This is a genomic window from Brevundimonas sp. (assembly GCF_035626535.1).
Taxonomy (GTDB): Bacteria; Pseudomonadota; Alphaproteobacteria; order Caulobacterales; family Caulobacteraceae; genus Brevundimonas.
In genome coordinates this window covers 19,077-32,652 of the sequence record NZ_DASPNO010000024.1, presented here as the reverse complement: position 1 = coordinate 32,652, position 13,576 = coordinate 19,077, and the positions used below count along the sequence as shown (strand labels likewise).

General features: G+C 69.8%; 7 protein-coding genes. 4 read left to right on the top strand and 3 right to left on the bottom strand.

Annotated elements, in window-relative coordinates:
• Positions 1-2: 2 nt before the first annotated feature.
• Positions 3-2,585: a ribonuclease E/G gene (locus VEC04_RS03385; protein ID WP_324773833.1), complete on the bottom strand. Its 2,583-nt coding sequence runs from the start codon at positions 2,583-2,585 to the stop codon at positions 3-5.
• Positions 2,586-3,025: 440 nt separating this feature from the next.
• On the opposite strand from VEC04_RS03385, the gene VEC04_RS03380 reads away from it, so the two are divergent.
• Together VEC04_RS03380 and VEC04_RS03375 are read left to right on the top strand one after the other, a co-directional pair.
• A complete protein-coding gene (locus VEC04_RS03380; protein ID WP_414642641.1) occupies positions 3,026-4,249 on the top strand; it encodes an N-acetylmuramoyl-L-alanine amidase family protein in 1,224 nt (407 codons plus the stop codon).
• Between the two features lie 106 nt (positions 4,250-4,355).
• Positions 4,356-7,193 (top strand): pitrilysin family protein, encoded by a 2,838-nt coding sequence (locus VEC04_RS03375; protein WP_324773829.1) that lies wholly within the window; start codon positions 4,356-4,358, stop codon positions 7,191-7,193.
• Between the two features lie 202 nt (positions 7,194-7,395).
• On the opposite strand, the gene VEC04_RS03370 is transcribed toward VEC04_RS03375, so the two are convergent.
• Positions 7,396-7,767 carry a response regulator gene (locus tag VEC04_RS03370; protein ID WP_324773827.1) on the bottom strand — a complete coding sequence of 124 codons (372 nt, stop codon included), beginning with the start codon at positions 7,765-7,767 and terminating at the stop codon, positions 7,396-7,398.
• Positions 7,760-9,943, bottom strand: a complete 2,184-nt coding sequence (locus tag VEC04_RS03365; protein ID WP_324773825.1) for a PAS domain S-box protein — start codon at positions 9,941-9,943, stop codon at positions 7,760-7,762. The genes VEC04_RS03370 and VEC04_RS03365 overlap by 8 nt, the downstream gene beginning before the upstream one ends.
• 300 nt (positions 9,944-10,243) lie before the next feature.
• Between VEC04_RS03365 and VEC04_RS03360 the strand changes: the two genes are divergently transcribed.
• Complete coding sequence (locus VEC04_RS03360; protein ID WP_324773823.1) at positions 10,244-10,984, top strand: putative quorum-sensing-regulated virulence factor; 741 nt, start codon at positions 10,244-10,246, stop codon at positions 10,982-10,984.
• 61 nt (positions 10,985-11,045) lie between these two features.
• On the top strand, positions 11,046-13,442 hold the full coding sequence (locus tag VEC04_RS03355; RefSeq protein ID WP_324773916.1) for a penicillin-binding protein 1A: 2,397 nt from the start codon (positions 11,046-11,048) through the stop codon (positions 13,440-13,442).
• Positions 13,443-13,576: the final 134 nt, after the last annotated feature.

Sequence of the window (13,576 nt, the reverse complement as noted above, 5' to 3'; positions counted from 1 at the left end):
ATTCAACGGCGCCACCATCCGCGTTTCGGCTTCTCGGGCGGCGCGACGATCTGGGCGGGATCCTCGGCGACCAGGGCGGCGAGGTCGACCTCCGGCGCGGGGGGCGCTTCGGCCTCGACGACCGGGGCGGGCTCGGCGACCGGCTCCACGACCGGTTCCGGCGCTTCGGCCTCGACCGATTCAGCTTCCACCGCCTCGGCTTCCGGGGCCTCGAGCCGGGGCGCGGCTTCGGCGATGTCGGCGGGGGACTCCGCCGCGACCTTGCGGCGCACGCGGCGGCGCTTGGGTTCCTCGACGGCCGCCGGGGCAGGCGCGGCAGGCGCCTCGTCGGCGGTTTCGAGGGCCGGAGCTTCGCCTGCGACGGCGTCGGCGGCCGCGGACTCGGGCGTCAGCTCCCGGTCGCCGCGGTCGCGGCCCCGGCCCCGGCCGCGGCGGCGGCGCGAGCGGCCGGCCCGTTCGCCGGTTTCGGCGCCTTCGGCCTCGACGCGGTCGCGGCGCGCTTCCGCCGGCTCGGCCTCGGCCGTCGGTCGGGGCGCGGCGCCGGGGTTGATGGGATCGAACCAGACGTAGGGGTCCTCGAGCGACGGCGTGCGGCCGCGGACCCAGAAGAAGGCGTCGCGCTCGCCGCCTTCCTCGCGCACACGGCGGCCGCCGCGGCGGCCCCGGCGGCGCCGGCGGCCGGCTTCGCTGTCATCGTCGTCCTCGGCGGCCGGGGCGGCGGCTTCGCCAGCCGGAGCCTCGCCGTCCTCGCGACGTCCGCCGCGCCGGCGACGGCCGCGACCGCGACCGCGCTCGCCTTCGGCGCGCTCGGCTCGTTCGCGGGGCTCGCCGTCGGCGTCTTCGTCGCCGAGGGCGTCCTCGTCGTCCTCGACGACATCGTCGACGAATTCGTCCTCGTCCTCTTCCTCATCGGCGAAGGCGCTGTCGTCGAAGTCGTCGTCGAGGTCGATGAAGGCCTCGACGCCTTCCGGCGGGGTGAAGTCCTCGTTGGTTTCGGTGCGCTCGATGGCGTGCTCGCCCTGGGACAGGCTGTCGTCGATCTGGATGATGACGTTGAGGCCGCGCTGGGTCAGCAGGCGCTGCAGATAGTCGCGCTTGTGGTTCAGGATGTAGAGGGCCACCGCCGTGCAGACGCGCAGGTTGACCGTGCCGGCGCCGTTCCGGCCGGCCTCGATGTCGACGCCGCGCAGGGTCATCAGGGCGGCGCTCTCGGCCGAACGAATGCGGCCGGCGCCCTGGCAGTGCGGACAGACCTCGGTGGCGCCCTCGATGACGCCGAGACGGCGGCGCTGACGGCTGATTTCCATCAGGCCGAAGCCGGAGATGCGGCCCATCTGGATGCGGGCCCGGTCCTTGGCCAGCGCATCCTTCAGCGCCTTCTCGACCGCCCGGTTGTTCTTCGACTCGTCCATGTCGATGAAGTCGATGACGATCAGGCCGGCGAGGTCGCGCAGGCGCAGCTGGCGAGCGGCCTCGACGGCCGCTTCCATATTGGTCTTGAAGGCGGTGGCCTCGACGTTGCGCTCCTTGGTGGCGCGGCCGGAGTTGACGTCGATGGCGACCAGGGCCTCGGTCTGGTTGATCACCAGATAGCCGCCGGACTTCAGCGGCACCGTCGGCTGGTGAATCTGGGTCAGCATCTCCTCGATGCCGTTGGAGGCGAACAGCGGGCGCGCGCCTTGGTACAGGTGCACCTTCTTCGACTGCGAGGGCATCAGCACCCGCATGAAGTCGCGCGCTTCCTTGAAGCCCTCGACGCCCTCAACCTGGATGCCGTCGAAATCCTTGTCGAACATGTCGCGCACGGCGCGGCGGACGAGGTTCTCCTCCTCGTAGATCAGCGAGGGGGCGTTGGAGCGCAGCGTCGTCTCGCGGATCGTCTCCCACAGGCGGAGCAAGTATTCGTAGTCCCGCTTGATCTCCGCCTTGGTGCGCTTCGCGCCGGCGGTGCGGATGATCAGGCCCATGCCGTGCGGCACGTCCAGCGAGGCGGCCGCGGCCTTGAGGCGTTTGCGGTCGGTGGCCTGGGTGATCTTGCGCGAGATGCCGCCGCCCTTGCCGGTGTTGGGCATCAGAACGCAGTAGCGGCCGGCCAGCGACAGCCAGGTGGTTAGGGCCGCGCCCTTGCCGCCGCGCTCGTCCTTGACGACCTGCACCAGCATGACCTGGCGGCGCTTGATGACGTCCTGGATCTTGTAGCGGCGCATCAGGCGGCGCTTGAGGCGCTCCTCCTCGGCGAGGCCGCCCTCGTGCTCGCCCTCGTCGCTCTCGCGGCCGAGATCGTCGTGCTCGTCCTCTTCCGACGGCGCTTCGGCCATGATGGCTTCGCGGTCGGCGACCGGGATCTGATAATAGTCCGGGTGGATCTCGTTGAAGGCCAGGAAGCCGTGGCGGTTGCCGCCGTATTCGACGAAGGCGGCCTGCAGGCTCGGCTCTACGCGGGTGACCTTGGCGAGATAGATGTTGCCCCGAAGCTGGCGCTTCGAGCGGGATTCAAAGTCGAATTCCTCGATCTGACGGCCCTCGACGATCGCGACGCGGGTCTCCTCCGCGTGGGCGGCGTCGATCAACATGGTCTTTGACATGGAGTGTTTCTTTCTGGCGCGCTCGGCCATCCCCGCGAAGGAGGCAGGCGGCTCGCCGAATGGGATTGCGGGCAGGCGCGAGCGCGATCCCGTCGCCGCGGCGAAGGCCGGTGGCGAGGTCGGTCAGATCAGACCGGAAGGGAGCGCAGGCGGGTTGGCCCATGAGGGTTCAGTACGGTCCTGGGACCGGACGCGCCGTTGACAGGGGCGTCCCGGACCCGGTCGTCGAATCGGCGGGACGGGCCCGGCCGGCTCTCGGATCAGTGAAAGTCATGCCGCGAGGAGGGCGCGTCCGGCCTGGCGGAGCAGGGGACGCGATCGTTCGCGAGCGGACCAAGCATAGGGATGCCGGAGGCGAATGAAAAGCCACGCCGGCTTTAACCCGTTGGCCACTACGTTGCGGCATGATCCGGCCAACCAGGAAGGTGGGTCTCCGTCGAATGCACGGGCTGTCGCGTATCAAGCTGTCCGATTGGAGCGTCCGCGAGCGGGTCATCGCCGCCGTGGGCCTGCTGGTGTTCGCCGTCGCGCTTCTGGCGGCGGGGCGAGGGCTGGCGTCCGGAGCCATGGGCGAGATCCTGCGGGTCCGGTTCGGCGGCGACGCCGAGCGCACCCGGGTGGTCATCGACCTCGATCGCACCTCCCGCGGCCTGGTCATCCAGGCCGGCGACGACGGCCGGGTGGTGCTGAGCCTGGCGCACGTGTCGCCGCCAGAGCGCCGCAGCGGGACGGGGCAGGGGCTGGTGCGCGACTTCCGCGTCGCCGGCGCCGGGGCCGCCTCGCGCATCGAACTGGACCTGGCGACCAGCGCCGAGATCGAGCGCCGCTTCCTGCTGCCGCCCGGCGACGGGGTGGCCCACTACCGCTACGTCATCGACCTGAAGGCCACCGGCCGGGCCCCGACGCGCAGCGCCCCCGGCACCGAGCGGGCCGCCCCGGCGCGGCCGGCGGAACGGCCGCTGATCTTTATCGACGCCGGTCACGGCGGGCGCGATCCGGGAGCCATGGGTGCCAGTTCCCGCGAGAGCGCCGTCACCCTCGCCGCCGCCCAGGCCCTGAAACAGGAGCTCGAGCGCGGCGGCCGCTACCGGGTGCGCCTGACCCGCGACAGCGACGCCTATGTCGACCTCTACCGCCGCGTGGCCATCGCCCGGCAGGCGGGGGCCGACCTGTTCATTTCCCTGCACGCCGACGCCGGGGCCGACCCGGCGACGCGCGGGGCCAGCGTCTACACCCTGTCGGAACAGGGCGCCGGCCGGGCTGTGCGCGAATTCACCCGGGGCGAGAACTGGCAGCGCAGCCTCAATCTGCCGGGGCGCGACGCCTCGGTCGACCGCATCCTGCTCGACATGACGCAGCGCGCCACCCAGAACCGCTCCGCTCAGCTGGCCCGGACGCTGCTGGGCGAGCTGGAAAGCGCCGACCACCCGCTGCTGCGCCGCAGCCACCGCGATGCGGGTCTGGCCGTGCTGCTGGCCCCCGACGTACCGGCGGTGCTGCTGGAGATGGGCTTCATCACCAACCCCGAGGACGAGCGCCTGCTCAACGACGCCCGCGCCCGGCGGCGGATGATGCGCGCCGTGGCCGAGGGCATCGACCGCTATTTCCGCGAACCGTCGGGCGATCTGCAGATGGCCGGGACCGGGGCGGCGGGCGCGAACTGAACTCCTGCCAGTGCCGGGCGCCTGTCGTCCTTCCACAATCGGGCGATTGCGCGAGTGCGGCTGTCGGGTAAGGTCCCTCCGCCCAAGAAATAGGACCCGGTTCCCAATGCGTCTTCGCTCCGTCTCGCTCGCCGCCATTCTGGCCGCGCTTGCTCCTGCCGCGCCCGTTTTGGCGCAGACCTCGGCCGCGCCGGCGGCCGTGACGTCGCCGCAGGCTCCCGAACTGCGCGCCGCGCCCGTCGCCGAGCTGGTTTCGGAGGTCAGCATCCCGTGGGAGCGCTTCACGCTCGACAACGGTCTGACGGTGATCGTGCACGAGGATCGCAAGGCGCCGGTCGTGGCGCTGTCGGTCTGGTACAACGTCGGCTCCAAGGACGAGCCCGCCGGGTCGACCGGATTCGCCCACCTGTTCGAACACCTGATGTTCGGCGGCTCGGAGAACGCCCCGGGAAGCTATCTGGGCCGGATGCGCAACCTCGGGCCGAGCAATCTGAACGGCACGACCTGGTTCGACCGCACCAACTATTTCCAGACAGTGCCGACGCCGGCGCTGGAACAGGCGCTGTATCTGGAAAGCGACCGGATGGGCTATCTGCTGGGCGCGGTCGGCCAGGAGGTGCTCGATCTGCAGCGCGGCGTTGTCCAGAACGAGAAGCGCCAGGGCGACAACGAGCCCTACGGCCTGTTCGATTACGCCCAGCTGGAAGCCCTCTTCCCCGAGGGTCATCCATATCGTCACTCGACCATCGGCTCGATGGCCGACCTGGACGCCGCCAGCCTCGAGACGGTGCGAAACTGGTTCCGCGACAACTATGGACCCAACAACGCCGTCGTGGTCCTGTCGGGCGACATTGACGAGGCGACCGCGCGCCCGCTGATGGAGCGCTATTTCGGCGCCATTCCGCGCGGCCCGGTGAACACCCCGGCCGAGGCCGACGTGCCGACGCTGGCCGCGTCGATCATCGACACGATGCATGACCGCGTAGCCACCACCCGTCTGACACGCAGCTGGGCCGTGCCCGGCCTGCTGAGCGACAACGCGGTGCCGCTGTCCGTCGCCGCCCAGGTGCTGGGCGGCCTGGCCTCCTCGCGTCTCGACAACCAGCTGGTGCGCGGCGAGCAGAGCGCCGTCTCCGTGTCGTCGTCGCTCTCCGACTTCCACCGCGTCGGCATCTTCGACATCTCGGTGAACGTGAAGCCCGGCCAGGACGCCGCCGAGGTAGGCCGCCGCCTCGACGCCATCGTGGCCGATTTCATCGCCAACGGCCCGACCGAGGAAGAGGTCGCCCGCGTCGCCACCCGCTATGTCTCCGGCCGCATCCAGAGCCTGGAACAGGTCAACGGCAAGGCCAATGTGCTGGCCGAGGGCCAGCTGTATGCCGGCGATCCCGACCACTACAAGAAAGAGCTGGCCGAGTACGCCTCGGTGACTCCTGCCGAGGTCACGGCCGCCATGCAGCGCTGGCTGACGCGTCCCGTGTTCGACCTGACCATCGCTCCCGGGGAGCGCGAAGCCTATGTCGAGGCCGCCGCCGCCCCGTCGGGTGCGACGCCGGTCCCCGCCGCCGAGATCCAGCGCGTCGCCCGTCCGCCGATGCCGGAGATCGGCGCGGTGTCCGACCTGGACTTCCCCGCGGTCGAGCGCGCCACCCTGTCGAACGGCGTGAAGGTGATCTACGCCCACGTCGACACCGTGCCGGTGACCCGTGTGGCGGTGGAGTTCGACGCCGGCTACGCCGCCGACCGGGCCGACCGCCTGGGCGCGCACAGCCTGATGCTGGACCTGATGGACGAGGGCACGACGATGCGCGACGCCAATCAGCTGGCCGAGGAGCAGGAGCGGCTGGGCGCCTCGATCAACGTCGGCGCCTCGATGGACCGCAGCGCGGCCAGCCTGTCGGTGGTTTCCGCCAATCTGGAGCCGTCGCTGACCCTGCTGTCGGATGTGGTGCGCAACCCCGCCTTCGCCCCGTCGGAGGTCGAGCGGCTGCGAGCCCAGCGGCTGGCGTCGCTGGCCAGCGAGGCGACGCAGCCGGGCGCCATCGCCGCCCGCGCCCTGCCGCCGCTGCTGTACGGCCCCGACAGCCCCTATGGCCGCTCCTTCACCGGCACGGGCGACCCGGGCATCGTCGGCGCCCTGACGCGCGCCGACCTGGCCGCCGAGCACGCGGCCTGGGTGCGGCCGGACAATGCGACCATCTTCATCGTCTCCGACGAGCCGCTGGGCGAGATCACGCAACAGCTGGAAGCCGCCTTCGGCGACTGGCGCGTGCCGTCCACGCCCAAGGGGGTCAAGGCGTTCAGCGACACGATCCCGGCTCCGAGCAGCCGAATCGTCCTGATCGACCGTCCGCAGTCGCCGCAGTCCCTGATCTATGGCGGCGCCGTCCTGCCGGTGTCGGGGACCGACGACCTGCTGACGCTGAACGCCGCCAACGTCACCCTGGGTTCGGACTTCCTGTCGCGGATCAACGCGGACCTGCGCGAGACCAAGGGCTGGTCCTACGGGGTGCGGGGCAATGTGAACGCGCTGGAGCACCGTGTGCCCTACATCGTCAACGCGCCGGTGCAGGCCAACCGGACCGGGGAATCGGTCGCCGCCCTGATCGCCCAGTACGAACGTTTCCTGGAGACCGACGGGGTCACCGCCCAGGAGCTGGAGCGGACCGTCAACGGCAACACCCGTTCGCTGGCCGGCGGTTTCGAGACCTCGGCCCAGATCCTCGCGGCGCTGCGGTCCAACGATCTCTACGACCGGCCCGACGACTATCAGGAGACCATCGCCAGCCGGACCCGCGCCCTCACGGCCGCCCAGCTGGACGAGGCCGCGCGTCAGGTCATCAAGCCGGACCAGTTCGTCTGGGTGGTCGTCGGCGACGCCTCGGTGGTCCGCCCGCAGCTGGAGAGCCTGGGCCTGCCGGTGGAGGTCCGCCCGGCGCAGTAGCCGGAGGCTCGCCGCCGGCACAGCGCGTCAGCCGTCGTCCCCGGGGTCCGCTCCGGGGATGTCGGTGCGCCCGGATCACCACTCCGACTTCTTCAGACACGGCTGCCGTCGGCATGGATGAGCCGCCAGGCCTCTTCGCGGCGGCGCATCCGGGGTGCAGCAGCGGGCCCCGCGACTCGAGGGCGCCGCATCGGCGGCGACGTCAGACCTCACGCCGGAGCATGGACCCGGCGATGGCCTGCTGAAGACTCGTGAGGGTGAAAGGCTTGGACAGAACCGCGCAGGCCCTGAGATCGTCCGGCAGGCCGGACGTGCCGTAGCCCGTGCTGAAGACAAGGGGGATGCCCCGGTGTCGCAGCACGCGCGCGAGATCGAAGGACGTTTCACCTCCGAGATTGACGTCGAGAACGGCCAGGTCGAAGTCTTGGGACTCCAGGGCGTCGAAAGCGCGGGACAGGCGGGCGACCGAAGCGGTCACCTCGCACCCGAGGTCTTCGAGCAGGCTCTCGAGCAGAAGCGCGACGCCCCCCTCGTCCTCCACGAGCAGAACCCGAACGCCCGGGAACTCAGCCATCGGCGCCGACGACTCCCAGGGGAATGCGGATGTCGGCGCGGAAACCCGCCGGGTCGAAATGGAGATTTATCTCGCCGTCCAGGTCCCGCTCGATACACCTCCGGATCAGTCGGGTGCCGAACCCCTGGCGGGTGGGCAGGGAAACCTCGGGTCCGGCGGCCTCCAGCCACTCAAGGGTGACAGCACTCTCTGGTGACGGAGATATTTCCCACCTTACCGTGAGGGCGCCGTCGGGTTCGCTGAGCGAGCCGAATTTGGCCGCGTTCGTGGCCAGTTCGCTGAACACCATCGTCAGGGCGAGCGCAGCGCGTGGATTGAGGGCTATGGTCGGCCCGCCGATGCGCAGCCTGTCCGTGCCGGCGCTATAGGGGGCGACGATGTCGCGCACCAGGGCGTAGAGCGGAGCGCTCATCCAGTTCCGCTCGGTCAGCAGGTCATGGGCCCTCGCCAGCGCGATCAGGCGCGACTCGAAGTTGTTGGCGAAATCCGGCAGGTCGTCTGAATGTTTCAGCGTCTGGAGCGCCAGCGACTGGACCGTCGCGAGAGTGTTCTTCACCCGATGGTTCAGTTCGTCGATCAACACCTTCTGGCGAGCTTCGGCCTCCTTCCGGTCACTGATGTCGACCAGCATGTTTATCGCACCCACCAGTCGGCCGTCGCCGTCGCGCAGCGGGGTCGGATAGGGGATGAAGGGGACCCGGGTTCCATCCGGCCGTTCGGCCACCGCCTCTCCATCGCGAACGGGCCGGTTCTCGCGAAGGGCGACCGCCATGGGACACTGGTCGTGCGGCATCGGCGTGCCGTCCGGCCAGTAGAGCTTCCAGGTCACGCACCAGGTGTCGCTGCCCAGGACCGGTTCGCGTCCGGCGAGCTGAACCGCGGCCTCATTGTAGAAGGTTATCCGGCCGTCAGCGTCGGTGGTGTAGATCGCGGCCGGGAGGAACTCCAGCAACTCCCGGAGCCGTCGTTCGTCGTCCTCGATCCGGCGCTGCATGCGCAACCGCTCGGTCACATCCTGCAGGACGCGAACCCCATATCTGAACCGGCCTTCGTCGTCCCTTACGGATGAGCTGGACACCTCCACGTGGGCGATCTCGCCGTCAGGTCGGACGACCCGTTTCGCGGTGGTGTAGCTTGGCTGCTCCCCTCGCACCTGACGCTGATACTGCTCGCGTTCCAGCTCGCGATCGTCCGGATGGGTGATGTCCAGCAGGGTGGTGGCGAGGAGCTGTTCGCGGGAGCGGCCCAGAATGCCGCAGAGGGCGTCATTCACCCTGATATAGCGGCCGGACTCGTCGACTTCAGCGATCCCGACGGTGGCGGCCTCGTAGGTTGCGGCGAGCCGCTCGTCGCTCTCCCGTAGAGCCCTTTCAGACTGCTGCAACTCGGTGACGTCGACGGTGAAGCAGCGAGTACTCAGGAATTTGCCGTCCTCGAAGCGGCTGTTCGAGGTGATCAGGACGTGGCGGAGCGAGCCGTCCTTCGCCCGCAGCCGCGCGGGATGGCGGTCCAGCGTGCCGCCATGGGACAGGCACGTCAGAATTTCGCCGATGGTCTGCTCGTCGGCGTGAAACTCCGCAATGTGGCGGCCGACGTACTCGTCCGCCGTATAGCCGAGCAGGGCGAGTTCCGCCTTGTTCGCCCGGAGAATAATCCCGTCCCCGCTGACGATGTGAAGGCCGACGGCGCTGTTCTCGAAGAAATCCTCGAGATCCCGGTTCGACCGGGTCATCGCCTTCTCGAGTTCCTTGTGGGCGCTGATGTCCTGGAAGCAATTGATGGCGCCCTGGATTTTCCCGTTGTGATCGCGGAGCGCCCTTATGTTCACCAGCGCCGTGAGACGCGAACCATCCGGACGCTCGACGACGACTTCCACATTGCGCGTTTCGGTTCCCGACACGACGGCCTCGGCCATCGGGCAGTCCTCGTGGGGCAGGAAGGTCCCGTCGAGCAGAAACAACCGGTGCGAGCCGCAGAACCGTTGCGGCCCATGCTGTGCCGGATCCCGTCCCCACATCGCCACGGCTTCGCGATTGTACCGGACCAGCCACCCGTCGGCGTCGCAGAGATAGACCGCCCCCGGAATGGCTTCGATGGCGCTGGGCGCCGCCGCGACGAGCGCCTCGAACTCGGTGAGGCGCGAAGCTTGCGAATACTGGACTTCGGCTTGGGTCATGACCGGTTTCCGGGGCGAACTCCGGCCGTGTCCCTTGGCACGGAGACCGGTCGCGTCACAATCAAAGGCTGAACCATCGTGGAACTATGCCCCCCTATCGCCCGGACGCACTGCAAAACGCCTGCCGTCAACGCTCAAGACAGGCGCGCACAATGCGGCCCCAACACTCCAACATCTGAGCCGACCAGGAGTTCCGAACGGCACGCCGCCATGGTGTCCGAAGTGCGCGTTTTCTGACGCGGGCTCGGGGAGCATGGCCCGCGTCTCGCACTTCCGCCCGCCGGCCTCTATCTCTTGCCCATGCGCCTGCGTGTTGTCGATCTGGAAACCACCGGCGGGGATCGGGCCTCGGAGATCATCGAGGTCGGGGTGGTGGATGTGGTGGGGGACGGCGCCGGCGGGTGGCGGGCCTTGCCGCCGGTTTCGAGGCTGTTCCGGCCGCGCGGGCCGATCTCGTTCCACGCCATGGCGGTGCATCACCTGACGCCGGGCGACTTCTGCGAGGACGATCCGCACTGCGACGAATACCGGCTGCGCGAAATGCTGATGGCGGAGCCGGCGGAGGTGATGGTGGCGCATTCGGCGCGGTTTGAGCGCGGGTTCATCGCCGATACGGCGACGGGCGGGCTGCCGTGGATCTGCACGGTGCGGTCGGCCAAGCAGGTGTGGCCGCAGGCGCCGGGGCATTCGAACCAGGTGCTGCGCTACTGGCGCGGGCTGAGGCTGGACCCGGCGCTGGCGAATCCGCCGCACCGGGCGGGGCCGGACGCCTGGGTGACGGCGCATATCCTGATCGACCTGCTGAAGGAGGCGACGGTCGAGCAGATGCTGGAGTGGACGCGCGAGCCGCGGCGGCTGGAGCGGATTCCGTTCGGTAAGCATCGTGGGCGGGCGTGGGCCGAGGCGCCGGACGACTATCTGCGCTGGATGACGGGGCAGGGCGACATGGACGCCGATGTCGTGGCCGCGGCGCGACAGGAACTGGACCGTCGCGCCGGCGGAGCGACAGGGACACTGGCGGCGGGCGCCGACGCGGGCTAAACCTGCCGGCCGGGCGCGTCATTCGGAGTAACAGGTGAAGATTGCCGAACGCTGGTTCGTGATGGCGGGCGTCGCCCTGCTGGCCGGGATCGCGCTGGTGGGGATGATCGTGGCGATCTACGCCGCCTGGCTGTTCCACGCCCTGCCCGACGCCTCGGAGCTGGCCGACTACCGGCCGGCGACGGCGACGCGCGTCTACGCCGGCGACGGGACGCTGATCGGCGAATTCTCGGACGAGCGGCGCATCTATGTGTCGTACGAGCAGATTCCCGAGCCGGTGGTGCAGGCCTTCCTCGCCGCCGAGGACCGCAACTTCTTCAGCCACGGCGGGGTCGACGTCTCGGGCCTGGGCCGGGCCATGTTCAAGAACATCTTCAACGCCGCAACGGGGCGGCGGCTGGAGGGCGGCTCGACCATCACCCAGCAGGTCGCCAAGAACGTGCTGCTGACGCCGGAATCGAGCATCAACCGCAAGGTCAAGGAAGCCATTCTCGCGAACCGGCTGGAAGCGACCCTGACCAAGCCGCAGATCCTCGAGCTGTATCTGAACGAGATCTACCTCGGCTACCGGTCGTTCGGCGTGGCGGCGGCGGCCTACAACTATTTCGGCAAGTCGCTGGACCAGCTGACGCCGGACGAGGCGGCCTTCCTGGCGGCCCTGCCGAAGGGGCCGAACAACTACCATCCGAAGCGCTACCCCGAGGCGGCCAGGAACCGCCGCGACTGGGTGCTGGGCGAGATGCGCGAGAGCGGTTTCATCACCGAGGAGCAGCTGGCCGTGGCGCTGGCCCGGCCGCTGGTGACCCAGGACGCGCCGCGCCGGGCCCAGTACGCCGACGCCGACTTCTTCGTCGAGGAGGCGCGCCGGCGGGCCATCCGCCAGTTCGGCCGCGAGGAGATCAACCGCGGCGGCTACTATATGCGCACGACGCTGGATCCGGAGCTGCAGTCGGCGGCGCGGGACGCCCTGATGAAGGGGCTGGAGAACTATGATCGCCGGCACGGCTGGCGCGGGGCGTGGGGCACGACGGACTTCGCCGAGGGCTGGCAGGAGAAGGCGCTGGCGCAGACCCGGCCGCCGGAGCGCCGGGCGTGGCGCGCGGCGGCGGTGGAGAGCGTCTCGGGCAACAATGTGCGGGTGCGCCGGGCCGACAACGGCGGCTCGGGGAGCCTGTTGGCCGAGGACGCGGCCTGGGCCAACGCCAACCGGCCGCTGAAGCGTGGCGACCTGATCTTCGTCGAGCCGAGGGGCGGGCAGTTCGCCCTGAAGCAGGTGCCGGCGGTGAACGGGGCGCTGGTGGCGATCGAGCCGCACTCCGGGCGGGTGCTGGCGATGGTCGGCGGCTATTCCTACGCCCTGTCGAGCTTCAACCGGGCGACCCAGGCGGAGCGGCAGCCGGGCTCGGCCTTCAAGCCGATTGTCTATGCCGCGGCGCTGGAGGGCGACTACACCCCGGCCTCGATCGTGCTGGACGCGCCGATCAGCTTCGCCGGCGGGCCGAACGGCACGCGCTGGAGCCCGGAGAACTACAGCCGGCAGTACTACGGGCCGCAGAGTCTGCGGCGCGGGCTGGAGCTGTCGCGCAACGTCATGACGGTGCGGCTGGCCCAGGCGGTCGGGATGCGCAACGTCGTCGATCTGGCGAAGAAGATGGGCGTCTCGGACACGCTGCAGCCGAATCTTTCGGTGTCTCTGGGGGCGGGGGAGACGACGCCCTACCGGCTGACCGCCGCCTATGCCGCCTTCGTCAACGGCGGGCGCCGGGTCGACCCCTATCTGATCGAGGTGGTGCAGGATCGGAATGGCGAGACCATCTTCCGGGCCGACGACCGCCGCTGCCGCGAGTGCAGCCGGCCGTTCAGCGGCCAGGAGTCGCCCCGGCTGGAACCGCGCGGCGAACAGGTCATCGACCCGATCACCGCCTATCAGATAAGTTCGATGCTGGAGGGCGTGGTCCAGCGGGGCACGGCGGCGAGCGCCCGCGGCCTCGGCCGGTGGGTCGGGGGCAAGACCGGCACGACCAACGAATACCGCTCGGCCTGGTTCGTCGGCTTCTCGTCGGACATCGTGGTCGGGGTGTTCATCGGCTTCGACGACAACCGCCCGCTGGGCTCCGGCGAGACAGGCGCGACCGGGCCGGTGCCGGTGTTCAACGACTTCATGCAGGTGGCGCTGAAGAAGCGGCCGGCGCGGCCGTTCGTGCGGCCTCGCAACGCGGTGTTCCGCACCGTCAACGGGATCGAGGAGGCCTTCCGCCCCGGCACCGAGCGCCGCCGCGAGGAGGAGACGCCGCGGCCGGAGGTTCCGACCGGGCCGCAAAACTACAACGACGTGCTGCGCCGCGAGCGCGAGGAGGCCGCCGGCCTGCCGCCGACGACGCCGACCCCGGCGCCGCCCCCGACGACGCCTCCGCCGCCCAAGAAGGAGCCGGCCGAGGACTTGAGCGGGCTCTACTAGCGGCTGGGGTCCTGGGTCCAGGGGCTAGGGGAAAGCCGCGCCCGTCCCCGGCATCAGAGTCTGGTCCCTAGCCCCTTTCCCTTTCCCCCGGCGCGGCCTATGTCGCGCCTCCCTTTGTATCGCAGGAGTTCGCG